The organism is Bradyrhizobium stylosanthis (genome assembly GCF_001641335.1).
In the GTDB taxonomy this organism is placed as follows: domain Bacteria; phylum Pseudomonadota; class Alphaproteobacteria; order Rhizobiales; family Xanthobacteraceae; genus Bradyrhizobium; species Bradyrhizobium stylosanthis.
The window spans coordinates 450,295-474,299 of the sequence record NZ_LVEM01000003.1 but is presented as its reverse complement, the minus strand read 5'-3'; the positions used below and the strand labels follow the sequence as shown (position 1 = coordinate 474,299).

At 66.1% G+C, this 24,005-nt stretch carries 21 protein-coding genes; 12 read left to right on the top strand and 9 right to left on the bottom strand.

Annotation, left to right across the window (positions count from 1 at the left end; all coding sequences use genetic code 11):
* Nucleotides 1-51 precede the first annotated feature (51 nt).
* Complete coding sequence (locus A7X65_RS22005; RefSeq protein WP_063688636.1) at nt 52-984, top strand: helix-turn-helix domain-containing protein; 933 nt, start codon at nt 52-54, stop codon at nt 982-984.
* Nucleotides 985-994: 10 nt separating this feature from the next.
* Here the strand turns inward: A7X65_RS22005 and A7X65_RS22000 are convergent, their stop codons facing one another.
* From A7X65_RS22000 to A7X65_RS21970, 7 genes are all read right to left on the bottom strand, one after another.
* Complete coding sequence (locus A7X65_RS22000) at nt 995-1,915, bottom strand: catalase family peroxidase (RefSeq protein ID WP_063690690.1); 921 nt, start codon at nt 1,913-1,915, stop codon at nt 995-997.
* A gap of 144 nt (nt 1,916-2,059) precedes the next feature.
* Nucleotides 2,060-3,292, bottom strand: coding sequence for a Zn-dependent hydrolase (locus tag A7X65_RS21995; RefSeq protein WP_063688634.1), 1,233 nt, complete (start codon nt 3,290-3,292; stop codon nt 2,060-2,062).
* The gene (locus tag A7X65_RS21990) at nt 3,285-4,070 is read right to left on the bottom strand and encodes an ABC transporter ATP-binding protein (protein ID WP_063688631.1); all 786 of its coding nucleotides are present in this window, start codon (nt 4,068-4,070) and stop codon (nt 3,285-3,287) included. Before A7X65_RS21990 ends, A7X65_RS21995 begins: the two co-directional genes overlap by 8 nt.
* Nucleotides 4,067-4,840: an ABC transporter permease gene (locus tag A7X65_RS21985; RefSeq protein WP_063202669.1), complete on the bottom strand. Its 774-nt coding sequence runs from the start codon at nt 4,838-4,840 to the stop codon at nt 4,067-4,069. Before A7X65_RS21985 ends, A7X65_RS21990 begins: the two co-directional genes overlap by 4 nt.
* 72 nt (nt 4,841-4,912) lie before the next feature.
* Complete coding sequence (locus A7X65_RS21980) at nt 4,913-5,857, bottom strand: ABC transporter substrate-binding protein (RefSeq protein WP_063688628.1); 945 nt, start codon at nt 5,855-5,857, stop codon at nt 4,913-4,915.
* Between the two features lie 103 nt (nt 5,858-5,960).
* A complete protein-coding gene (hutC, locus tag A7X65_RS21975) occupies nt 5,961-6,689 on the bottom strand; it encodes a histidine utilization transcriptional repressor HutC (protein ID WP_063688625.1) in 729 nt (242 codons plus the stop codon).
* A complete protein-coding gene (locus A7X65_RS21970) occupies nt 6,686-8,044 on the bottom strand; it encodes a formimidoylglutamate deiminase (RefSeq protein WP_063688622.1) in 1,359 nt (452 codons plus the stop codon). The genes hutC and A7X65_RS21970 overlap by 4 nt, the downstream gene beginning before the upstream one ends.
* Before the next feature lie 87 nt (nt 8,045-8,131).
* Between A7X65_RS21970 and hutI the strand changes: the two genes are divergently transcribed.
* Genes hutI through hutU form a run of 3 tightly spaced genes read left to right on the top strand, consistent with a single transcriptional unit; the run spans nt 8,132 to nt 12,600 of the window.
* Nucleotides 8,132-9,346: an imidazolonepropionase gene (hutI, locus tag A7X65_RS21965; protein WP_063688618.1), complete on the top strand. Its 1,215-nt coding sequence runs from the start codon at nt 8,132-8,134 to the stop codon at nt 9,344-9,346.
* Nucleotides 9,343-10,902 carry a histidine ammonia-lyase gene (hutH, locus tag A7X65_RS21960; RefSeq protein ID WP_063688616.1) on the top strand — a complete coding sequence of 520 codons (1,560 nt, stop codon included), beginning with the start codon at nt 9,343-9,345 and terminating at the stop codon, nt 10,900-10,902. Before hutI ends, hutH begins: the two co-directional genes overlap by 4 nt.
* A gap of 27 nt (nt 10,903-10,929) precedes the next feature.
* Nucleotides 10,930-12,600, top strand: coding sequence for a urocanate hydratase (gene hutU, locus A7X65_RS21955; RefSeq protein ID WP_063688614.1), 1,671 nt, complete (start codon nt 10,930-10,932; stop codon nt 12,598-12,600).
* Here hutU and A7X65_RS21950 read toward each other — a convergent pair whose 3' ends face one another.
* Nucleotides 12,601-13,221 carry a TetR/AcrR family transcriptional regulator gene (locus tag A7X65_RS21950; protein WP_063688612.1) on the bottom strand — a complete coding sequence of 207 codons (621 nt, stop codon included), beginning with the start codon at nt 13,219-13,221 and terminating at the stop codon, nt 12,601-12,603. It lies immediately after the preceding gene.
* A gap of 254 nt (nt 13,222-13,475) precedes the next feature.
* Here A7X65_RS21950 and A7X65_RS21945 point away from each other — a divergent pair, with 254 nt between their 5' ends.
* The 8 genes from A7X65_RS21945 to A7X65_RS21910 are packed head-to-tail and all read left to right on the top strand — an operon-like array spanning nt 13,476 to nt 21,853.
* Complete coding sequence (locus A7X65_RS21945) at nt 13,476-14,336, top strand: FAD binding domain-containing protein (RefSeq protein ID WP_063688609.1); 861 nt, start codon at nt 13,476-13,478, stop codon at nt 14,334-14,336.
* A complete protein-coding gene (locus tag A7X65_RS21940; protein ID WP_063688606.1) occupies nt 14,333-14,857 on the top strand; it encodes a (2Fe-2S)-binding protein in 525 nt (174 codons plus the stop codon). The genes A7X65_RS21945 and A7X65_RS21940 overlap by 4 nt, the downstream gene beginning before the upstream one ends.
* Nucleotides 14,854-17,229 (top strand): xanthine dehydrogenase family protein molybdopterin-binding subunit, encoded by a 2,376-nt coding sequence (locus tag A7X65_RS21935; protein ID WP_063688602.1) that lies wholly within the window; start codon nt 14,854-14,856, stop codon nt 17,227-17,229. The genes A7X65_RS21940 and A7X65_RS21935 overlap by 4 nt, the downstream gene beginning before the upstream one ends.
* A 23-nt stretch (nt 17,230-17,252) precedes the next feature.
* Complete coding sequence (locus A7X65_RS21930; protein ID WP_063690688.1) at nt 17,253-18,494, top strand: ABC transporter substrate-binding protein; 1,242 nt, start codon at nt 17,253-17,255, stop codon at nt 18,492-18,494.
* A 24-nt stretch (nt 18,495-18,518) separates the two neighbouring features.
* Nucleotides 18,519-19,394 (top strand): branched-chain amino acid ABC transporter permease, encoded by an 876-nt coding sequence (locus tag A7X65_RS21925; RefSeq protein WP_063688599.1) that lies wholly within the window; start codon nt 18,519-18,521, stop codon nt 19,392-19,394.
* Nucleotides 19,391-20,389 carry a branched-chain amino acid ABC transporter permease gene (locus tag A7X65_RS21920; protein WP_063688596.1) on the top strand — a complete coding sequence of 333 codons (999 nt, stop codon included), beginning with the start codon at nt 19,391-19,393 and terminating at the stop codon, nt 20,387-20,389. Before A7X65_RS21925 ends, A7X65_RS21920 begins: the two co-directional genes overlap by 4 nt.
* The gene (locus A7X65_RS21915) at nt 20,386-21,141 is read left to right on the top strand and encodes an ABC transporter ATP-binding protein (RefSeq protein ID WP_063688593.1); all 756 of its coding nucleotides are present in this window, start codon (nt 20,386-20,388) and stop codon (nt 21,139-21,141) included. The genes A7X65_RS21920 and A7X65_RS21915 overlap by 4 nt, the downstream gene beginning before the upstream one ends.
* Complete coding sequence (locus A7X65_RS21910) at nt 21,134-21,853, top strand: ABC transporter ATP-binding protein (RefSeq protein ID WP_063688590.1); 720 nt, start codon at nt 21,134-21,136, stop codon at nt 21,851-21,853. The genes A7X65_RS21915 and A7X65_RS21910 overlap by 8 nt, the downstream gene beginning before the upstream one ends.
* Before the next feature lie 7 nt (nt 21,854-21,860).
* Here A7X65_RS21910 and A7X65_RS21905 read toward each other — a convergent pair whose 3' ends face one another.
* Nucleotides 21,861-23,870, bottom strand: coding sequence for a putative bifunctional diguanylate cyclase/phosphodiesterase (locus A7X65_RS21905; protein WP_063688586.1), 2,010 nt, complete (start codon nt 23,868-23,870; stop codon nt 21,861-21,863).
* Between the last annotated feature and the right edge of the window lie 135 nt (nt 23,871-24,005).

Here is a 24,005-nt window from a genome sequence, read left to right as displayed (position 1 = left end):
TCTACAGGACTCTGTGGCCTGCACTTGGACTTCCACAGAAGGACGACATCGATGACACAGTCTGGCGCCTACGGGCAGAGGCTTGGGCAATTCCTGCGCTTGAAGGATGCGCCACCCGCGCTGGTGGCGCGCTCGCTGCACAGCGCCGAGCTTGCCGTCACCGAGACGCGGAACGACTGCCCGGTTCGTGGTCTGTCCGGCTCGCTCGCCGCCGAAGATGCCTTTCTGGTCAGCCTCAAGCTCCACGATTATCCCGATTGCGAGCTCTGGGAGCGCGGCAAATCCGTCATGAAGGCGGACGTCCACGCCGGAACGACCTACCTCTACGACCTCAAGCGCGATCCGCGCTACGTGATCGACAAGCCGTTCCATTCGCTGTTCTTCTATATCCCGCGCTCGGCGCTCGACGGCATTGCACGCCAGTGCAATGCGCCGCAGGTCGACGAACTCGACTGTCAGGTCGGCGTTGGCCATGACGACGGGATCGTGCGCCACATCGGCGCATCGCTGCAGCTGGGCCTGCGCAAGCCGGACGAGGCCAACCAGCTCTTCGTCGACCACATGATGCTCGCGCTGACCGCCCATGTCGCCCAGACCTACGGCGGACTTCAGCGCACGTCCGCTGCCGCGCGCGGCGGCCTTGCGCCGTGGCAGGCGAAGCGCGCCTGCGAGCGGCTGGAGTCGGACCTCGGCGGCAAGCTTTCGCTGCACAAGATCGCGGCCGAGCTCGATCTGTCGGTGAGCCATTTCTCGCGCGCGTTTCGAATCTCCGTCGGTATGCCGCCGCACCAATGGCTGCTGCATCAGCGCGTGAAGGCGGCCAAGCAGTTGATGGGTGTCCGCGACCTGCCGCTGTCGGAGATTGCGATCTCGGCCGGGTTCGCCAACCAGAGTCACTTCACGCGCGTGTTCTCCTCGATCGCCGGCGTCAGCCCCGCTGCATGGCGCCGCGAAGCGCTCGGCGCCTCCAGCAGCGAGGCCTGAGGCGCAGCGCTCAGCGCCGTTTCGCGAGCGAGATGGTGTAGGCGGCGCGCCTGGCCGCAAAGATCTCGTCCGGCGGATGACCGATGCCCTCGGCGAGATTGGCCGGATTGAAGATGGAGGCATCGCAAGCCTCATCCGGTTCAAACCCCGTGATCACGATGGTGCCGAGGCGCACCTCGTCGCGATGATCCTCGTCGGGCCAGCGGATGGTCACGTCCATGGTGGGATCGCCGGGCCGATCGAGCAGCGCCATCACATTGAAACGAACATTGCCCGTGGCCATCCGGCGGGCGAGCTCGTCGCGCAGGAAATCGGACGGTTTGGTCCTGGCCTCATCCTCGCTCAGCGTGATCTCGCCGCCGGCCGGAACGACCTTGAACTTGATGAAGCGCGTCTCGTTCTCCGCGTTGGTCGCGGGAAAGGAATGCACACCCCAATAGGTCGTGCCGGCAAGGCTGCCGGGCAGCGGACGGGCGGCGATGTAGTTGGCCTGATTGAGCGTCTCGGGATTGGCCGCCGAGAACGCCTTGACTCTGGCCATATCAGGCTTGCCATCCGGCCCGGGGATGCGCGCCCCAAGGAAGGCCAGCATCTGGTCGAGCGTGCGGGCAAAGTGCACCGGCGCGCTCTCCACCAGGATGTCCGAGCGGTGATCGTCGTCGCCGAGCTTGAAGCTGAAACCGCGCAGCACGAGATTGTTGGTATCGGCTACGGCGGGATTGCCGCCGCCGACCGAGAAGCGTGCGAGCACGCGCGATGGCTTCGTGAAGCTCTGCGATCGCGTGACCTCACCCGCCCGGTCCGACGGGGTGTAGGTGCCGCGAACGCACCAGCCCTTGGCAAAGCTGGCGCGGACCTTCGGCGGATTGCCGGCGACGGCCTTCAGGGCCTCGACGATGGAGGCGGGCGTTGCGGCAGGTATGTCGGACATCGTGAGCATTCTCGCGTGGGCGAGGCAGGCTAGATGTCGTGCGAACCGGTGTCTTTCCCGAACCGATCGCGCCTTGCACGATCCTGCTCAGGGTTCATGCGGAAATGCAATTTGGCGCGTTCCGGCGCCGGGTGCCGAACGATCCTAGGCGCTCAGGATCCGCCGGCAGGCGTCGACAAATACCTCCGCGCCGGTGACGATGTCGGCGTCCGCGGTATTTTCGGTCCAGTGATGGCTGATGCCGCCGATCGACGGCACGAACAGCATGCCGGCCGGCATGATCGTCGCGAGCATCTGCGCGTCGTGGCCGGCCCCGCTGGGCATGCGGATGGATCGGCCGCCGGCGAGGGCCTTGCTCGCAGCTTCGAACGCGTCCTGGATGCCTGAATTCATCATGGCTGGTGCGCCGGTGCGGATCTTCTCCACCGTGACGGAGCAGGGGCCCTTGGCATTGACCTCGTCGGCCATGGTGCGCAGGAGCTGCTCCAGCCGTGCTATCACGTCCGGATTGTCGTCGCGGATCTGGAACAGCATTTCGGCGCCGCCCGGAATGATGCTCGGTGCGCCCGGATCGAGGGTGATGCGGCCGGTGGTCCAGACCGTGCGCGGGCCGCAGGCGGCCGGGAAACGTTCATCGATGGCGATGCAGAACCTTGCCAGCGCAAGGCCTGCGTCCTTGCGCACCGCCATGCGGGTGGTTCCCGCGTGGTTCTGCTCGCCGGTGAAACTGATCCGGTATTGCCAGATGCCGACGATGGAGGTGACGACGCCGATCGCGAGCTTGCCGCTTTCGAGCGTGTCGCCCTGCTCGATATGCGCCTCCAGATATCCGACGTGTCGTCTCGGCTCGGCGCCGATGCGTGCCCGCCCTGAAAGACCCATGTCGGCGAGGGCGTCGCGCATGGCGCGGCCGCTGGTGCGGTCCCGCGCGCCGTCGATCTCGGCTTCGGTCACCTGTCCCACGTAGGAGCGCGAGCCGAGGAAGCTGCCGAAATGACCTTCCTCGTCGCACCAGGCGGCGACTTCGACGGCGCCCTTGACGGAGGGATCGCCATTGAGCACGCGTGCGGCCTCGAGCGCATAGACGACGCCGAGCGGGCCGTCGAGCCAACCGGCGTAGTTCTGGCTTTCGAGGTGCGATCCGGCGAGAAGCTTCGGCCCAGACTTCGTGCTGGTGCCGAGGACGTTGCCGATGCCGTCGATCGCCGCAGCGAGACCGGCGCCGGGCAGCTTCTGCACCAGCCAGTCCAGCGATTGGCGGTGCGGCTCGGAGAAGGTCGGCTTGTGCACGCCGGTCTTGTAGGCGCCGATGGCGCGCAGTGCATTGAGGTCGGCGAGAACGCGCTGTCCGTCGGCGCGTGGATTGGTGTCAGGCATGTTCGGCAACCTTCAGCGCCTCGGTGCGGATCTCCTCGACCAGCCGCTCCTTGAGCTGGACGAATTCCGGCGTGGTCTTGATCTTGTAGGAGCGCGGATGCGGCAGGTCCACATTGATCTCGGCCTTGATGCGGCCGGGGCGGGCGCTCATGACGATGACGCGGCTGCCGAGGAAGATCGCTTCCTCGATGTCGTGGGTCACGAACAGCACGGTCTTCTGGTCGCGCTCCCAGATGGCGAGCAGCATCTCCTGCATCAGCGCGCGGGTCTGGTTGTCGAGCGCGCCGAAGGGCTCGTCGAGCAGCAGGATTTTCGGGTCATTGGCGAGGGCGCGCGCGATCGCCGTGCGCTGCTGCATGCCGCCGGAGAGCTGCTTGGGCCAGTGGTTCTCGAAGCCTGACAGTCCAACCTGGCGGATGAAGGCGTCCGCGATCTTGTTCCGCTCCGCCTCGGACACGCCGCGCTCGCGCAGGCCGAAGGCGATGTTCTCGCGCACGGTCAGCCAGGGGAACAATGTGTAGGACTGGAACACCATGCCGCGATCGGCGCCGGGGCCGGTCACCTCGCGCCCGTCGAGCGTGACGCGCCCGCTGGTCGGGCGGTCGAGGCCGGCGACGATGCGCAGCAGAGTGGACTTGCCGCAGCCGGAGGGGCCGAGAATGGTGACGAAGTCGTTGTTGCCGATGGTGAGGTCGGTCGGCTCCAGCGCCCTTGTCGGCGCATTGCCGTGGCGCGCAGGGAAGGTGCGCGAGACCTGTTCGACCTTGAGGATCGTCATGCGAGCCTCCACGGGAACAGCCAGGCGTTGAAAGCCTTGAACATGAAGTCGGAGAGGAGGCCGATCAACCCGATCACGATGATGCCGAAGATGATCTGGCCGGTGTTGAGCAGCGCCTGGCTGTCGGTGATCATGTGGCCGATGCCGGAGGACGAGCCGATCAATTCGGCGACGATGACGTAGGTCCAGGCCCAGCCCAGCACCAGCCGCAGGATTTCCGCGATCTCCGGCGCGGAGGAGGGCAGCAGCACGCGGCGGATGATGCCGCGGTCGCTGGCGCCCAGCGTATAGGCCGCCTCGACCAGGTCGCGCCGCGTGGCGCCGACCGTGACGGCGACCATCAGGATGACCTGGAACACCGAGCCGATGAAGATCACGAGCAGCTTCTGCAATTCACCGATGCCGGCCCACAGGATCAACAGCGGGATGAAGGCGGAGGCGGGCAGATAGCGCGCAAAGGAGACGAACGGTTCGAGGAAGGCCTCGACCGGCTTGTAGGCGCCCATCAGCAGCCCGAGCGGGACCGCGATGATCGCGGCGAGCACAAAACCGCCGACGACGCGCCAGATCGTCATGCCGATGTCGTACAGGAAGCCCTGCTTGGTGATCAGATCGACGCCCTCCTGCACCATGGTGAGCGGGTTGGCGAGGAACACTTTCGACACATGGCCGCCGAAGGTCGCCCACGACCACAAGGCAACGAACACGACGAAGAACGCAAGGCCGTAGGCCAGGCGCTGCTTCGATGTCACAGGATCAAGGGGACGCATCGACGATCTATCCGGGTCGTGAACGAAATTGCCGGCCCCGCGGCGAGGCGAGGCCGGCAGCTCCAAGGTGAGTTACTTGATGTAGCTGGCGTCGAAGAGGTCCTCGACCTTCGGCGCGGCCTTGATGATGCCGATCTCGAGCAGCAGGTCCGCGGCTTCCTTGTTGAAGGTCAGGAAGTCGCCGGCGAAGAACTTCTGGTTCGCGGCCTTGTCCTGCCAGCGCAGGTACTTCGCCGAGTTGCCGAACTGCTCGCCGGTCTGCTTCACGTCGGCGCCCATGATCTCGTAGGCCTTGGCCTGGTCCTTGGCGATCATCTCGAGCGCCTCGAAATAGCTGTCGGCGAGTGCCTTGGCAGCCTTCGGGTTCTCGCTCAGGAATTTCGGCGTGCAGCCGAACGTGTCCATGACCATGGGATAGTCGAGCGTGGTCGCGATGATCTTGCCCTTGTCGGGCGCAGCGCGAACGGTGGACAGATAAGGCTCATAGGTCATCGCGGCATCGTTCTGGCCGGAGACAAAGGCCTGCGCGGCCGCGGCCGGCTCGAGGTTCACGACGGTGACGTCCTTCACGGTCAGGCCGTTCTTCTTGAGCATCCAGGCCAGCGCGAAATAGGGCGAGGTGCCTGGCGCCGAAGCCGCAACCGTCTTGCCCTTGAGGTCCTTGATCGCGGCGACGTCGTTGCGCACGGCCATGCCGTCGGCACCAAAACTCTTGTCGAGCTGGAAGATCTGCTTGGTCGCAACGCCGTTGGCGTTCCAGGAGATCCAGGTCTCGACCGTGGTCGCCGCGCACTGGACGTCGCCGGAGGCAATCGCGAGGTGGCGGTCCTTCTGCGGGATCTTCTTGATGGTGACGTCGAGACCGTTCTTCTTGAAGATGCCAGCCTCCTTCGCCAGCGTCAGCGGCGCGAAGCCGGTCCATCCGGAAATGCCGATGCCGACCTTGACGTCGTCGGCGAGCGCGGGAGTGGCGGCCGAAAGAGCAATGATTGTCGCGAAAATTGTCGAACTACGCATGATTGTCGTCCTCTTGCCCAGATGGATTGACGTCCTGTTGATGTCTGTCGGCCCGCATGGACCGTTGCCCGAAGCGTTGCACGAATTGTGCCGACATGTCCTCTCAGCCTCCCTTGAATCGGGCGACAAGGCGGTGAGAGTCACCGGGATAGAGCAGACGCACTGCGGTGATGGTGCGCGCGCTGCGCCAGGTGTAGCGGTCGATCACGAGGCAGGGGGCGCCGACGGCGATGTCGAGCGCTTCCGCCGTGCGATCGTCGGCGACGATGGCACTGATCGTGTGCTCGGCCTCCGTCCATGGAACATGGTGAAGCAGCCAGGAACCCGGCGGCTCGCGCGAGAAATCGGCGGTCGCCGCATTCGGCACGGAGGCGAGATCGATCAGCCTGTCTTCGACGGCAAAGGGCACGTTGTCGGCGCTATGGCGGCAGGCGATCGCGACCACCTTGCCGGCCTTCTTGATGCCGAGACGTTCGCGGTCGGCCGCCGTTGCCGCGCGAAGCTTGCGGCCGATCAGCTCGTAGCCGTATGAGCGGCCGAGCGCGGTGATCTCGGCGCGGATGTCGGCGATCTTGAGCACCGCCGACTGATGCTGCGGTCGGCGCACGAACGAGCCGGCGCGTCGTCGCCGCTCGATCAGGTCGGCTTGCGCGAGCTCCGACAGCGCCTTGTTCACGGTCATGCGCGAGCAGCCGTAACGCGCGACGAGCTCGTGCTCGAACGGAATGCGATGCCCGGGCGGCCATTCACCGGTGAGGATGCGCTGCTCGATATCGGCGCGGATGCGCTTGTAGAGCGTCGGCTTGTCGGTCCCATCGGTGGCAAGGCTCATGCGACGAGCCTCCGCACCGACGCGTTGAAGCGTTCGCGTGCTGCCTGGCGCAGCCTGTGCCGCCCGCCCTCGACCACCTTGTGGCCGCCGGCCCAGACGCAATCGATTGCGTTACCTCCTGCGGCAAAGATCCAGCCGTCGATGACCGCATCGTGCGTGCGTCCGGCCAGCGACGGATGCAGGGCGTCGAGCGTGACGATGTCGGCGCGTGCGCCGGGCGCAAGTCCCGTGGCCGGTTGCGCCAGCGCCCGCGCGCCGCCCGCGAGCGCATCGTCGAACAGCGAACGTCCTGTCGAGCGGCCTGCGCCGCCGGAGAGGACGTTGCGTTGGCGGTGCTTGAGGCGCTGGCCATATTCGAGCTGGCGCAATTCGTCGGCAGCGCCGATCAGCACATTTGAATCGGTGCCAACACCGAAAAGACCGCCGGCGTCGAGAAACTCGCGCGCCGAAAAAATGCCATCGCCGAGGCTCGCTTCCGTGATCGGGCAGAGGCCGGCGACCGCGCCGGTCCGCGCGAACGCCGTCACTTCCTCAGCCGTCATGTGCGTCGCGTGGATGAGGCACCAGCGCTGATCGACCGGGGCGTGTTCCAGCAGCCATTGCACCGGGCGCTTGCCCGACCAGGCCAGGCAATCCTCGACTTCCTTGACCTGCTCGGCGGCATGAATGTGCACGGGGCCGCCCTGGCTAAGCGGAATGATCGCCGCAAGTTCGTCTGGTGCCACCGCGCGCAGACTATGCGGCGCGATACCGATATTGGCGCCCGGCAAATTCGCGATCGCCTTGCGCGAGGCGGCCATCAGAGCGGCGAATTGATCGACCGAGCAGATGAAGCGGCGCTGGCCCTCGTGCGGCGCTGCGCCGCCAAAGGAACCGTGCGCATAGAAACTCGGCAGCAGCGTCAGTGCGATGCCCGACGCCTCGGCAGCCTGTGCAATTCGTGCTGCCATTTCGCCCATGTCGGCGTAGCGCGAGCCGTCGCGATCGTGATGCAGATAATGGAATTCGCCGACGCGGGTGAAACCCTGCTCGAGCATCTCGACGTAAAGCAGCGTCGCCACGGCGGCGACATCGTCGGGCGTCATCGCCAGCGCGAAGCGATACATCGTGTCGCGCCAGGTCCAGAACGTATCGGTACTGTCGCCGCGCAGTTCGGCCAGCCCGGCCATGCCGCGCTGGAAGGCGTGGCTGTGCAGGCTCGCAAGTCCCGGAAGCGCGATTTGATGGCGTTCGTCGCCGGCAGCCGGCGCCACGCCCGGCGTCACCTCCGCGATCGCGCCGGCGGTGACGACCACCTGCACGTCATTGGCCCAGCCCGAGGGCAGGAGCGCGGAGGCAAAATGCAGTCGGGTCATGAATTTACACGCCGGCTGGACAGAACCGCCTTACGATTATATGTCTAGACATATAAGTCAAGCATCCGACGGCGAATGGATACCCGCATGGCAGAGCGCTTCGACAGGATCTGGCACAATGCCCGCCTCGCCACGATGCGGGCCGACCGTCCCGATCTCGGCGAGATCGAGCACGGTATCATCGCCGCGCGCGGCGGCCGCATCGTCTATGCGGGCGCGAAGGCGGACTTTCCTGTCGATGCGGATGCGATCGAGCGGATCGATTGCGAAGGGCGCTGGATCACACCGGGCCTCGTCGACTGCCACACCCATCTCGTCTATGGCGGCAATCGTGCACATGAGTTCGAGCTGCGCCTGAAGGGCGCAAGCTACGAAGAGATTGCCCGCGCCGGTGGTGGCATCGTCTCGACGGTGGCGGCAACGCGCAAGGCGAGCGAATCCGAGCTCGTCGCGAGCGCGCTGCCGCGGCTCGATGCGCTGATCGGCGAAGGCGCCACCACGGTCGAGATCAAGTCCGGCTACGGCCTCGACACCGGGACCGAGATGCGTCAGCTCGCGGCGGCGCGGAGCCTGGGTCACCAGCGGCCCGTCGCGATCCGCACCTCCTTCCTGGGCGCACACGCGCTGCCGGTGGAAGCCGATGGCGACAAGGATCGCTACATCGATCTCGTCTGCAAGGAGATGCTGCCAGCGGTCGCCAAGGCCGGCCTCGCCGATGCCGTCGATGCCTTCATGGAGGGCATTGCGTTCTCGGCAGAGCAGACGGCGCGCGTGTTCGAGGCGGCGAGGGGGCTCGGGCTCCCGGTGAAGCTCCATGCCGATCAGCTGTCGAACCTCGCCGGCGCTGCGCTCGCAGCAAAATTCTCCGCGCTCTCGGCCGATCATCTCGAGCATACCGACGAGGCCGGAGCGATCGCGATGGCAAAAGCCGGCACGGTGGCCGTGCTGCTCCCGGGCGCGTTCTACTTCATCCGCGAGACCCAGAAGCCGCCGGTCGAGACGTTCCGCAAGCACGGCGTTGCCATGGCGCTTGCGACCGACTGCAATCCCGGCAGCTCGCCGCTGACCTCGCTCCTGCTCGCGATGAACATGGGGGCGACGCTGTTCCGGATGACTGTCGCCGAGTGTCTCGCGGGCGTCACGCGCGAAGGCGCGCGGGCGCTTGGCGTGCTCGACGAAGCCGGCACGCTGGAAGCCGGAAAATGGTGCGACCTCGCGATCTGGGACATCGAGCGTCCTGCCGAGCTCGTCTATCGCATCGGTTTCAATCCGCTGCATCGCCGTATCTGGAGGGGCCAGTGACGGAGCAGGGCGCCGCGATCATCGTCAAGCCGGGGACGGTCAGCCTCGACGATCTCGCGCGCGTGCTGGGAGGCGCGTCCGTCGTCCTCGATCCCACGTTCTGGCCGCGCGTCGAAGCCGCAGCCGGGATCGTCGCAAAGGCGGCGCAAGCCGTTCTCCCCGTCTATGGCATCAATACCGGCTTCGGCAAGCTGGCCTCGAAGCGCATTCCCCCCGACCAGACCGCGCTGCTCCAGCGCAATCTCATCGTCTCGCATTGCTGCGGTGTCGGCCCGGCCACGCCCGAGCCGATCGTCCGCCTGATGATGGCGCTGAAGATCATCTCGCTCGGGCGCGGTGCCTCCGGCGTCCGCCGCGAGGTGATCGAGCAGTTGCAGGCGATGCTGGCGCGCGGTGTCTATCCCCTGGTGCCGCAGCAGGGCTCGGTCGGCGCCTCCGGCGATCTTGCACCGCTCGCGCATATGACGGCTGTGATGCTCGGCGAGGGGCAGGCGGTCGTCGGCGGCAAGATCGTGTCCGGCAGTGAGGCGCTCGCCGCCGCCGGCCTCGCGCCCTTGACGCTGGGCCCCAAGGAAGGGCTCGCTCTGATCAACGGCACGCAGTTCTCGACCGCCTACGCCATCTCGGGCGTGCTGCGCGCATTTCGCCTCGCCACGGCCGCACTCGTCACCGGTGCGCTCTCGGTCGATGCGGCGATGGCGTCCACGGCGCCGTTCCGCCCCGAAATTCAGGCGTTGCGCGGCCATGCCGGTCAGATCGCAGCGGCCGCGACGCTGACCGCGCTGCTCGACGGCAGCGACATCCGCCTGTCGCATCTCGAGGGCGACGAGCGCGTGCAGGATCCCTATTGCCTGCGCTGCCAGCCTCAAGTGGCGGGCGCAGCGCTCGACCTGATCACGCAGGCCGCGCGGACGCTGATCGTCGAAGCCAATGCCGTGACCGACAATCCGCTGGTGCTGGTCGAAACCGGCGAGATCGTCTCCGGCGGCAATTTCCACGCTGAGCCCGTCGCGTTCGCCGCCGACGCCATCGCGCTGGCGCTGTCGGAGATCGGTGCGATCAGCGAGCGGCGGATCGCGACGCTGGTCGATCCCGCGCTGAATTTTGGCCTGCCGCCGTTCCTCACCCCCGATCCCGGCATCAATTCCGGCTTCATGATTGCGGAGGTGACCGCGGCGGCGCTCTACGCCGAGAACAAGCAGCGCGCTTCTGCCTGTTCGATCGATTCGACGCCGACCAGCGCCAACCAGGAAGACCATGTCTCGATGGCCGCGCATGCTGCGCGGCGCATCTGCGACATGGCCGACAATCTCGCCGCTATCCTCGGTATCGAGCTCCTGGTCGCGGCGCAAGGCATCACGCTACGCGCGCCGCATGCGACCAGCGCGCCGCTGGTCGCGGTCATCGCCTTGCTCCGCGAGCAGGTGCCTGCGCTCGGCGCCGACCGCTACATGGCGGGCGATCTCGCCAAGGCCGCCGCGCTTGTCGAAGCCGATGCGTTGCCGGCCGCAGCGATTGCTGCGCTTCCATCCGATCCGTTTCCAAAACTTGACTGACCAAGACTTGACTGAAGGGGTTTCCGCATGAATCGCCGACTGGACAACGACCGCACCATTCGTGCCCCGCGCGGCAGCGAGATCAGCGCCAAGAGCTGGCTGACGGAAGCGCCGCTGCGCATGCTGATGAACAATCTCGATCCTGACGTCGCCGAGCGCCCGAGCGAGCTCGTCGTCTATGGCGGCATCGGCCGCGCCGCGCGCGACTGGGAAAGCTTCGACCGGATCACGGCGGCCTTGCGGAATCTGGAAGGCGACCAAACGCTGCTGGTGCAGTCCGGCAAGCCGGTCGGCGTGTTCCGCACCCATGCGGATGCGCCGCGCGTGCTGATCGCGAACTCCAACATCGTGCCGCACTGGGCGACGCTCGATCATTTCAACGAGCTCGATCGGCAGGGCCTGATGATGTACGGCCAGATGACGGCGGGCTCATGGATCTATATCGGCAGCCAGGGCATCGTGCAGGGCACCTACGAGACCTTCGTCGAGGTCGGCCGTCGTCACTACGGCGGCAGCCTCGCCGGCAAATGGATCCTCACTGCCGGCCTCGGAGGCATGGGCGGCGCGCAGCCGCTGGCCGCAACCATGGCCGGCGCGTCGATGCTCGCGGTCGAATGCCAGCCGAGCCGCATCGAGATGCGGCTGCGTACCGGCTATCTCGACCGCCAGGCTGCAACGCTCGACGAGGCGCTCGCGATCATGGCGGAGGCCACGAAGACCAAGAAGGCGGTCTCGGTCGGCCTGCTCGGCAATGCCGCCGAGATTTTCCCGGAGCTGGTGCGTCGCGGCGTGAAGCCCGATATCGTTACCGACCAGACCAGCGCGCATGACCCGATCAACGGCTACTTGCCGAAGGGCTGGTCGCTGGCCGATTGGGAAGCCAAGCGCGCGTCCGATCCGAAGGCGGTCGAGCGCGCCTCGAAGACCTCGATGGTCGAGCATGTCCAGGCCATGCTGGATTTCCACGCGCAGGGCATTCCGACGCTCGACTACGGCAACAACATCCGTCAGATGGCGCAGGACATGGGCCTGAAGAACGCCTTCGATTTCCCCGGCTTCGTGCCCGCCTATATCCGCCCGCTGTTCTGCCGCGGCGTCGGCCCGTTCCGCTGGGCCGCGCTCTCGGGCGATCCCGAGGACATCTTCAAGACCGACGCCAAGGTCAAGGAGCTGATGCCCGACGACAAGCATCTGCACAATTGGCTCGACATGGCCAAGGAGCGCATCAAGTTCCAGGGCCTGCCGGCGCGGATCTGCTGGGTTGGCCTTGGCGATCGCCATCGCCTCGGCCTTGCGTTCAACGAGATGGTGGCGCGCGGCGAGTTGAAAGCGCCGATCGTGATCGGGCGCGATCATCTCGACAGCGGCTCGGTGGCAAGCCCGAACCGCGAGACCGAGGCGATGAAGGATGGCTCGGACGCCGTGTCGGACTGGCCGTTGCTCAACGCGCTGCTCAATTGCGCCAGCGGCGCGACCTGGGTCTCGCTGCATCACGGCGGCGGCGTCGGCATCGGCTATTCCCAGCATGCCGGCATGGTGATCGTCGCCGACGGCACGCCGGAAGCCGCCAAGCGGATCGAGCGCGTGCTCTGGAACGATCCCGCCAGCGGCGTCATGCGGCATGCCGATGCCGGCTACGACATCGCAATCGACTGCGCCCGCGACAAGGGGCTCGATCTGCCGAGCCTTGCGAAATAGCTAGCCGCTCACCAGCAGCTTCGGCATCGTCGTCTTGGCGCCGTCCATGAAAGTCTGGACGGCGTCGCGGACGATGGCGTCGAGATCGGACGGGATCGGCGTCCCGTAGATGAACTTGCGGATCGCAAGATAAAAGATGCGGCCGTGCAGGCCCCAGAACAGCTCGGTCTCGCGCTCGCTCAGCGGACGGGCCTTCGCATCCGGCAGCTTCAGATCGTGGCGCAGCTCCGCTGCCGCGGGCTCGATGATCTCGCGGCGGACGATGTCGAGATAGCGGCCGGTGATGCCGAACGACTTCATGCCGGAGAAGACGAAGATCCGCACCCAATTGTACTCGAATACGCGCTCGACATAGTCGAGGTAGAAGCGCGTCAGCCGGGCTTCGAGCGACAGCGATCGGTCGCGGATCATCGGGCCCCAGTCGGGCGACCAGCGGCTGAGATAGACCTCTTGATAGACGCGCTCGATCAGCGCTTCCTTGCTGGGGAAGTGGCGATAGATCGCCGAATGCGTGATGCCCATGCGTTTGGCCAGCTCGCGGGTCTGGCCTTCGAAGCCATGCTCCGCGAAAAAGCGGATGGCCTCGTCCACGATCGCGCGCTCGCGGTCGGCCGCGCGCATGTTGCGGCGCTTTGGCGCGGACTTGTCTGTCTCGGTCCGCTTCCGGACAGGTCGCTTCGCTGGTTTCTGCGCTTTTCGGGCCATTTCGTCGCTGTTTAGCAATCTCAAGCTGCCTTCTTAGCCTAAAGCTGCATTTGTGACCAAATGGTCATTTCCTGTTGACCGCCTTCCGTCGCCGTGTCAGGATTTTGAGACCAGATGGTTACAAATCTGGCATCCCGGCTGATGAGCCGACGGATTTTGAGGAAACGGCGGTGAAGGCGAGGGCTTTCAGCTATTTTCGTGCTGCGACGATCGACCAGGCGCTGGATGCTCACGCACGCGCCGGGGACGACGCGCGCTTCATTGCCGGGGGCCAGAGCCTCGTGCCGGCGCTGTCGCTGCGTCTGCAGGCGCCGCGGCTGTTGATCGACATCACTCATATCGACGAGCTGCGCGGGGTCAGGCGCGAAGGCGGCTATTTGCGCATCGGGGCGCTGACGCGGCATTGCGAGATGCTGAGCGAGCCGCTGATCGCCGAATTTGCGCCACTGCTGCATGCCGCCGCGCCCTTCGTCGCCCATCCCGCGATCCGCAATCGCGGTACGTTTGGCGGCAGCGTCGCGCTCGCCGACCCCGCGTCCGAATTTCCTGCGATGACGCTGGCGCTCGACGCCGAGATCGAGATTGCGGGTCCTTCCGGCAGCCGTCGCGTCAAGGCCGACGATTTCTTCCTCGACCTGTTCGAGACGGCCTTGCAGCCCGGCGAGCTGATCACCGCGGTCCATGTCCCGCTGTTCAAGGCGGACCAGCGCTTCGCGTTCGACGAGCTGGCGCGCCGGCGCGGCGACTATGCGCTGGTCGGCTGCGGCATGCTCGCGACTTTCAAGAACGATCGTGTCGATGACATCCGTATCTCCTTCTTCTCGGTCGGCAACACGCCGACGCGGGTGAAGGGCGCCGAGGCGACCCTGATCGGTTCGAGCCTGGATGCGGAGCGCATCGCCGCTGCGCAAGCCGCGCTCGAAGGCGATCTCGCGCCGCCGGACAGCGACGAGGTGCCGCCGGCGATGCGGCTGCATATCGCCCGCGTGCTGCTCGGCCGCCTGCTCGGACGTCTGGGTGAGGGCGCATGAGCGGCTTTGATGAAACCTTGCTGGACGAGGCCGACGAGACCGTGCGGGTCCGCCTCGTCGTCAACGGCCGCAAGGTCGCCTGCGAAGTCTCGCCGCGCGAGACGCTGGTCGATTGCCTGCGCAACGCGCTGGAACTGACGGGCACGCACGCCGGATGCGAGATGGGCGCCTGCGGCGCCTGCCTCGTGCAGCTCGACGGCCGCGCCGTGCACTCCTGCCTGATGTATGCGGTGCAGGCCGATGGCGCGACGATCAACACCATCGAAGGCCTCACCGAGAGCGGCGTGATCGCTGATCTCCAGGCCGAATTCCATCGTCGCAATGCGCTGCAGTGCGGCTTCTGCACGCCCGGCATGCTGGTGAATGCGCATGAGCTGCTGTCGCAGGTGGCGCAGCCGAGCCGCGAGGAAATCCGCGACGCGCTGTCGGGAAATTACTGCCGCTGCACCGGCTATGAAGCGATCGTCGATGCCATCGATGCGGTGGCCAAAGCGCGTAGCCAAGGCGGAGGTGCCACATGACCGCGCCGCTGACCTCGCTCGATCGCCCCAATTCCTATATCGGCCGCTCGGTGCCGCGGCCGAATGCAAAACGGCTGCTGGCGGGGCGCGGACGCTACATCAGCGACCTCAAGCTGCCGCGCATGCTCCATGCCGCGTTCCTGCGAAGCCCGCATGCACATGCGAAGATCGTCTCGATCGATGTCGGGGCGGCCCGCGCGCTCGAAGGCGTGCATCTTGTTGCCACCGGCGAGGACCTTGCAAAGATCTGCACGCCCTGGACCGGAACGCTCGACCATTTCAAGGGCATGACCTCGGCGCCGCAATTGCCGCTGCCACTGGATCGCGTGGTCTGGGCCGGGCAGGCGGTGGTGGCCGTCCTTGCCGAGAGCCGGGCCATCGCGGAAGACGCGCTGGAACTTATCGAGGTCGACTACGAGGACCTTCCTCTCGTCGTCGACATCGACGGCGCGCGCGAGGCCGGCGGTCCCGTGATCAATCCCGGCAGCGCCAATAACATTTGCTTCCGCAGCCACCTCGACAGCGGCGCCGTCGACGACGCCTTTGCGCAAGCTGCCCATGTGGTCGAGGAGGAATTTTCCTTTGGCCGCCACACCGCGGTGACGCTGGAGCCGCGCGCGATCGTCGCCGACTACGATCCCGCCGCGGGTGCGCTCACGGTGCACCACGCGACGCAAACGCCGTATCAGTTCCAGGATCTCTATTCGCGTCACTACGGCATCCCCGAGGCCCGGGTTCGCGTGATCGCGACCGACATCGGTGGCTCGTTCGGGATGAAGCTGCATGTCTATCACGAGGACATGGCGGTGGTCGGCCTCTCGATCCTGCTGGGACGTCCGGTCAAATACGTCGCCGACCGCATCGAGTCCTTTGTCTCCGACATCCACGCCCGCGACCACCGCGTCCGCGCGCGGATGGCGCTCGACGCCGGCGGCGATATCCTTGCGGTGGACGTGCTGGACCTGACCGCGATCGGCGCGTTCTCGACCTATCCGCGCACCAGCGTGGTCGAGGGCAACCAGGTGATCCGCCTGATCGGCGCGCCCTATCGCTTCAGGAATTACCGCGCCACACTGGAGGTGATCTTCCAGAACAAGGTGCAGACCAGCCAATATCGCGCCGTCGGCCATCCCATCGCCTGCGCCGTCACCGAGCGGCTGGTCGATATGGCGGCGAGCAAGCTCGGCCTCGACCCTTTCGCGATCCGCGCGCAGAACGTGATCGCGGACGATGCCTATCCGCAGACCTCGCCGACCGGCTATCGCTTCGAGGCGCTGTCGCATCAGGCCTGCCTGAAGCGCCTGCACGAGCTGATGGACTATGACGGCCTGCGCGCCGAGCAGGCCGAGCTGCGCAAGCGCGGCGTCTATCGCGGCATCGGGATTGCGACCTTCGTCGAAATCACCAATCCGAGTCCCGCCTTCTACGGCGTCGGCGGCGCACGCATCTCTTCGCAGGACGGCGCGATCCTCAGCCTGACGCCATCCGGCGAGGTCCGATGCCTGATCTCGGTCACCGAGCAGGGGCAGGGCACCGAGGCGATCATCGGCCAGATCGTGGCTGATCAGCTCGGCATCGCGCAGGACCACGTCAAGGTCATCACCGGGGACACCGAGGTCACCCCGCATGGCGGCGCCACCTGGGCCTGTCGCGGCGCCGGCATAGGCGGCGAAACCGCACTGCAGGCCACGCGCGCGCTCAAGCGCAACATCCTGGAGATCGCCGCGCTGATTCTCCAGGAACAGCCGTCGGCGCTCGACATCGTCGATGGCGAGGTCGTCGATGCGGTGACGCGGAACCAGCGGATGCCGATCGCCGAGATCGCGCGCATCGCCTATTTCCGCTCCGATACGCTCCCGCCGGGCACGCAGGCGCAGCTGACTGTCAGCCATCACTTCGCCCCGCAGGGCTATCCCTTCGCCTTCACCAACGGCATCCAGGGCTGTTCGCTCGAGGTCGACGTCGAGACCGGCTTCATCAAGGTGTTGAAGCACTTCATCGTCGAGGATTGCGGCCGCGTCATCAACCCGATGCTGGTGGACGAGCAGCTTCGCGGCGGCATCGTCCAAGGGCTGGGCGCGGCGCTGTTCGAGGAGTGCCGCTACAGCGAGACCGGCCAGCTCATGAACGGCTCGCTCGCCGACTACCTCGTGCCGATGCCCATGGAAATGCCCGACATCGTCATCGCCCATGTCGAGACGCCGACCGCCGACACCGTACTCGGCGCCAAGGGCGTTGGCGAGGCCGGCACGGCGGCAGCGTCCGCCTGCGTTCTCAATGCCGTCAACGATGCGCTTGCCCCGTTCGATACGACGATCAATTCGATTCCGATCACGCCCGTCAAAGTCCTGAAAGCCTTGAAGCGTTTCTAGAAAAAAGACAGTTGGAGGACACCATGCCCAAATCCGGTTCGACGTCGAAGATTACCCGCCGTACTGCGCTTGCCGGCCTCTCGGCAGGCGCGGCGCTGCTCGCCATGCCCCGTCTCGGCCGCGCCGCGGACGAGACCATCCGCATCGGCTTCCCGACCCCGCTCACCGGACCGTTCGCGGCCGAGGCGCGCGACCAGGTCAAATGCGCCGAGCTCGCGGTCAAGCTCGTCAACGACAAGGGCGGCATCGGCGGCCGCAAGGTCGAGCTGCTGGTCCGTGACGACAAGCTCAACGCCGGCGAGGCCGCGACGCGCACGCTGGAGCTGATCGAGAAGGACAAGGTCCATGCCGTGGTCGGCGCACTCTCCAGCGCGGTGCAGCTCGCGGTCAACGAGGTCACCCGCGCCCGCGGCGTGATCTACGTCTCGATCAGCCAGTCCGACACCATCAACGAGGCCAAGGATTTCAGCAAATACACCTTCCACGAGGCGCTGAATCCGCACATGACGACCGCGGCCGTGGCCCGGCAGACCCTGAAGAAGGGCATGAAGGTCGCGCATCTCGTTGCCGACTACGCCTATGGTCACGAGATGCTGCGCGGCTTCAAGCGCGCGCAGGCGGCGATCGGCGCGGACAACGTCGGCGAGATCCTGCATCCGTTCGGCGCGGCCGACTACTCCACCTTCATGCCGCGCCTGATGTCGATGCGGCCGGACGTGCTCTGCATCTCCAATTTCGGCCGCGACCAGGCCAACTCGATCAAGCAGGCCGTGGATTTTGGCGTCAAGCAGCAGATGAAGATCGTCGTGCCGGTCATCCTGCACAATCAGCGGCTCGCGGTCGGCCCCGACGTGTTCGAGGGCGTGGTCGGCGGCGCCAATTACTATTGGGGCCTGGAGGGGCAGAGCAAGTCGGCCGCCAGCTTCAACGCGGCGTTCAAGGCCGCCAACGGCGGCGCGATCCCGACCGATTACGGCGCCTATGGCTATTCCGGCGTCGGATCGCTGCTGGCCGCCATGCAGGCCGCCGGCGGCACCGACACCGACAAGGTGGTCGATGCGCTGGAGAAGCTGCAGTATGATCTGACCAAGGGCCCGCAGCACTATCGCAAATGCGATCACCAGTCGGTGCAGTCGGTGCTGGTGCTGGAGTCCAAGAAGAAGTCGGCGATGGCGGGCGACAACGATCTGTTCGCGGTCCTCGCCAACGATGCCGGCTCCGACGACATGCTGCGCAGCTGCAGCGAGCTCGGCCACGCCACCTAAGCCACGCCACCTAAGATTTGGACGATGGACCTGTCGCTGATCATCATGCAGCTTCTCTCCGGGATCGCCCTTGGGGCGGTCCTGGTGATCACTGCGCTTGGGTTGACGATCGTGTTCGGCATGCTCGGGGTGGTGAATTTCGCCCACGGCGCGCTGTTCATGATCGGAGCCTATGCGGGGCTGTATCTGGCCTCGCTCACCGGAAGCTTCTGGTGGGGATTGCTGCTCGCTCCCATCCTGATCGGCGCCTTCGGCATGCTGATCGAGTTCGTCCTGATCCGCAGGCTCTATGGACGCTCGATCGACGATCCGCTGCTGCTCACCTTCGGCCTCAGCTACATCCTGGTCGAGGGCGTCCGCATTGTGTTCGGCAGCGACGGCATTCCGTTTCCGACCCCGCCGCAGCTGATCGGCGTGCTCGATCTCGGCATCGGCTTCTTCCCGCGCTACCGCCTGTTCGTCATCGCGCTGGTGGCGGTGGTGCTGCTCGTGCTCTGGCTGACGCTGGAGAAGACCCGGGTCGGACTGATCGTGCGCGCCGGCGCGCGCGATCCCACCATCATGCAGGTACTCGGTGTCGATATCGGCCGGGTCTGGCTCGCGATCTTCGGCCTCGGCGTCGGCCTCGCCGCGCTGGGCGGCGTGCTGGCGGGCCCCATGCGCAGCGTCAATCCGGAAATGGGCTCGCTGGTGCTGGCGGAGGCCTTCGTGGTCACCGTGATCGGCGGCCTCGGCTCGATCGTCGGCGCGGTCGTTGCTGGCCTGATGGTCGGCATCTCCATCAGCATGGTGGCGCTGTTCGCACCTGAAATGGCGACCATCGTGATGTTCGCACTGATGGCGATCGTGCTGCTGATCCGCCCGCAAGGCCTGTTCGGGGTGAGAGGGAGGACCGCGTGACCGGACCATCGAGCGGCGAAGCGGTCGCCAAAGCCTCGCCCGGCGGCTTCAGTTGGCTTCTGGAGCAGCGCGTGCTGCTGTCGGTCGCGGTGCTGGCGGTGCTGCCTTGGGTGCTGCCGTCGCAGGCGCTGGCCGTCAACGTCCTGATCTACGGCGTCGTGGTGATGGGCTACAATCTGCTGTTCGGCTACACCGGGCTGTTGTCGTTCGGGCAGGCGGCGTTCTTCGGCGCCGGCGCCTATTTCACCGGCATCGCGATCGGGCGCTACGGCGTGCCGTGGTTCGCCGCGGTGCCGGTCGCGGTCCTGCTCAGCACCTGCCTTGCCGCGGCGATCGGCATCGTCTCGACGCGCACGCGCGGCATCTACTTCTCCATGGTGACGCTGGCGCTGGCCCAGCTGGTCTACTACGTCGCGCTGCAGGCCTCGTCCTTCACTGGCGGCGAGAATGGCCTGCGCGGCTTCACCGTCGACCGCATCAACCTGTTCGGCCTGCAGCTCAATTTCCTCGACCCCATCAACAAATATTACGTGCTGATGGCGTTCGCAGCGCTGGCGATGTGGTTCCAGTCGCGCATCCTGAACTCGCCGTTCGGCGCCGTGATCGAGGCGATCCGTGAGAACGAGCAGCGGGCGCGCGCCTGCGGCTACGACGTCGAGCGCAGCAAGCTGATCGTGTTCATGCTGTCGGGCGCGATCTCCTCGCTCGGCGGCTGCATGCTGGCGCTGCACCTGTCGATCGTGCCGCTGGACATCCTGCACTACCAGACCTCGGGCATGATCGTGATGATGGTGCTGCTCGGCGGCGCCCGCAGCTTCTTCGGCCCGTTCGTCGGCGCGGCCAGCTTCCTGATCCTGGAAGATGTCATCTCGCTGTGGACGCCGCACTGGCAGATTTTCGTCGGCGCGATCTTCGTGCTGTTCGTGCTGTTCCTGCCCAAGGGCATCTGGGGCACGCTGCTTGACGCGCTGCGTGTCGGAAAGGCGCGACCATGAACGGCGAATTGCTCCGCGTCGAGGGCATCGGCAAGCGCTTTGGCGGCTTCGTCGCGCTCGAAGACATCACCGTGTCCTTTGCGGCCGGACAGCTCACCTCGATCATCGGGCCGAACGGCGCCGGCAAGAGCACGTTCTTCAACATCCTCTCGGGTGCGCTGACCCCGAGCTCGGGCAAGCTGCACTTCAGAGGCAGCGAGCTGAATGGCCTGCCGCAGCACCGTTTCGTGCACCGTGGCATCTCCCGCTCCTACCAGATCACCAACATCTTCCCCGATCTCCCCGTGCACGAGAATGTGCGCGTGGCGGCGCAGGCGCTGACGGTCAGCTACGATATCTGGCGCAATCGGGCCAGGCTGACCGAGCTGCATGCGCGTGCCGACGCGGCACTCGACTCGGTCGGACTGCTCGCGAAGCGGAACGAGCTGGCGAAATTCCTCTCGCACGGCCAGCAACGCGCGCTGGAGATCGCGATCGCGCTGGTCTCCGAGCCGGAGCTGCTGCTGCTGGACGAACCGACCGCCGGCATGGGGCCGGAGGAGACCAAGGAGATGGTTGCGCTCCTCGAAAGGCTCGCCGAGAAGCGCACCGTGCTGCTGGTGGAGCACAAGATGAAGATGGTGCTGGGCCTCTCCAAGCGCGTCGTGGTGCTGCACCACGGCCGCCTGCTGGCGGACGGCGCGCCCGACGAGATCAGGAGCAATCCGGAAGTCCGCCGGGTCTATCTCGGACAGAGTGAAGGCTATGGCTGAGACCCCGCTGCTCGAAATCGACGATCTCCACGCCTGGTATGGCACCAGCCATATCCTTCACGGTATCTCGTGGCACGTGAACCCGGGCGAGGTGGTCGCGCTCGTCGGCCGCAACGGCGCCGGTAAGACCACGACCCTGCGGGCGATGATGGGGCTGATGCCGAAGGCGACGGGCCGCGTGCGCTTCGCGGGCCGGGAGCTGCTGCCACTGCGCGCCCACCAGCGCTTCCATCTCGGCCTTGCCTACGTGCCGGAGGAGCGCCGTATCGTCCCCGGCCTCTCCGTGCGGGAGAATCTACGGCTCGGCCTCGTCGCGTCCGGCAGGGAGATCGAGGAGCGTGCCGCGATCGACGAGATCGCGGAAACGTTTCCGCGCCTGAAGGAACGTCTCGATCAGGAGGGCGTGACCCTCTCGGGCGGCGAGCAGCAGATGCTGGCGATCGCCCGGGCGCTGATCGCGGACCCCAAAATGATCCTGCTCGACGAGCCGTCGGAGGGCATCATGCCCGTTCTGGTCGAGGAGATGGGCGTGCTGTTCCGCCGCTTGCGCGACGAGGGCAAGACGCTGCTCCTGGTCGAGCAGAACGTCGAATGGGCCCTGCGGCTGGCCGATCGTGCCGTCATCATCGACCAAGGCGAGGTGGTGCATCAAAGCAGCGCCGCGGCACTGCTGGCCGACAAGGACATCCAGGAACGCTACTGCGCGGTCTGATCGGCCTTTAGGCCACGACCTTGGCCGCCGAACCGTCGAGGCGTCGCCGTTCCGTCTCCAGGTAGTCGCCGATCGCATCGCCGGGCATCGGCTTTGCGAAATAGTACCCCTGGATGTAGTCGCAGCCGAGGCGGCGGAGGCTGTCGAGCTGGGCGCGGGTCTCGACACCCTCGACGACGCAGGCGATCTCCATGTCGTCGCACAGGCCCGCGAGCGACTTGATGATCTTGTGGCTGACCGGGTTTTCGTTGATGTCGGCGACGAAGCTGCGATCGACCTTGATCTTGTCGAGCGGCAGCCGGTGCACGTGGCTCAGCGAGGAATAGCCGGTGCCGAAATCGTCCAGCGAGATGCCGCAGCCCATCGCCTTAAGCGTCGCGATCGACTGCTGCGCGCGCACGAAGTCGAAGGTGACGGCGGTCTCGGTGATCTCGAAATCGATCCGGTGCGGCGGCAGACCGCTTTTCTCGATGATCGAGATCAGGGGCAGGATGCCCTCGGCTGCGCAGACGTCGTGGGCGGACAGGTTGAACGACAGGCGGATGTGATCGGGCCAGGTCCTGGCCGCCGCGAGCGCACGAACCAGCAGCGCCTGCGTCAGCGGCCGGATCAGGCCGATGCGTTCAGCGGCCGGGATGAAGTCGGCCGGCGACACCAGGCCGAGGCGGGAGCTGCGCCAGCGTGCGAGCACCTCGAAGCCGGCGGTGTGCTCGCTCATGGCGTCCACGATCGGCTGGAACACCAGATCCATCTCGGTGCTGAAATCGGCGGTGCGCAGCAGGTTCTCGATCACGCCGCGGCTGCGGATCTCGGCCTCGAGCTCGCTCGAGAAGATCACCGTGCGGCCGCGCAGATGGCGCTTGGCGTGATAGAGCGAATAGTCGGCGCATTCATAGAGCGCTTCGGCGGTCGTTGCCGATTGCGGGAACAGCGCAAAGCCGATCGAGCAGGAGAGTCCCGTATGGGCGGTGTCGAGCTGGTAGGGCAGCTTGACCTGGTCGCCGATGCGTTGGCCGAGCCGGAGCAGATCGGCATCATCGGGGTCGCCGCACACGACAAGGCCGAACTCGTCGCCGCCGAGCCGGGCGAATTCGACCCGTTGCGGGCCAAAGCCCTCGCAGACCTCGCGGATGCGCCGGCCGGCCTCGATCAGGACGCGGTCGCCGACCGAGTGGCCGTAATTGTCGTTGATCGGCTTGAAGCCGTCGAGATCGATGATGCCGACCGCGACGCGAACGTTCCTGCGTTCGGCGTCGGTGAAGGCGCTCGACAGCTCGGCGAAGAAGCGGCGGCGGTTCGGCAGCTCGGTGAGGGAATCGAGATTGGCGAGGCGGAAGTTCTCGTCCGACAGGGCCTGCGTCGCCGCCTGCTGTGCCAGCAGCGACTTGCGGCTGGCGACCAGATCGGCGAAGTCGCGATAATAGATGACCAGCACCGTCACCATCGCGCCCGAGACCAGGAGGTTGTTGACGGCGATCGCCTTCAACGTCGGCTCGCCGGTGGCCCAGAAGAACAGCACATAGGGAACGTCGACGACCAGCGTCACGATCAGCGCCGCCGAGCGCAGATGCATCAGCGAGAAGATGCAGCCGATCACGGTGACGGCCATGTAGAAGGCGACCTGGCTCTTGGCGAAAGGATCGCCGTAAGGGAACAGCGCGAACGACCAGGCGGTGAAGCCGGCGCCGATCGGCAGCGTCATCCAGTTGGTGGCGCGCAGGTTGCGCAGGATGTCGGCGTCGGTGCGTACGAGATGGCGCTGCCGCAGCCACCAGAAGGTACGCAGCGCCGCCAGCACGGTGAGCACGCCCGGCACGATCAGCGTCAGCCAGTCCGGCGCCACGTTCACATAGGTGTAGGCGACGGCGATCGTGTTGCTCATCAGGATGAAGTAGAGCAGCGGGATCTGCTTGGAGAAGGCGTCGAACTGCGCGCGCATCAGGTCCGGGTTGTCGTCCGGCACGCGAAACAGCCGCACCGCGGCGGCGAGATGAGACTTCAAATTGGCGGTCGGCATTGCAATAAGCGCCCCGTATCCCTTCAAAACGGAGGCGATCTTGCATGGCGGGGGTAAAGAGCGCGTTAGACGGGTTCCCTACGAAAAGGCGAGTGCAGGTTGCACGCGGCCGCGGAAATTTCCGGCCGCGTGCAT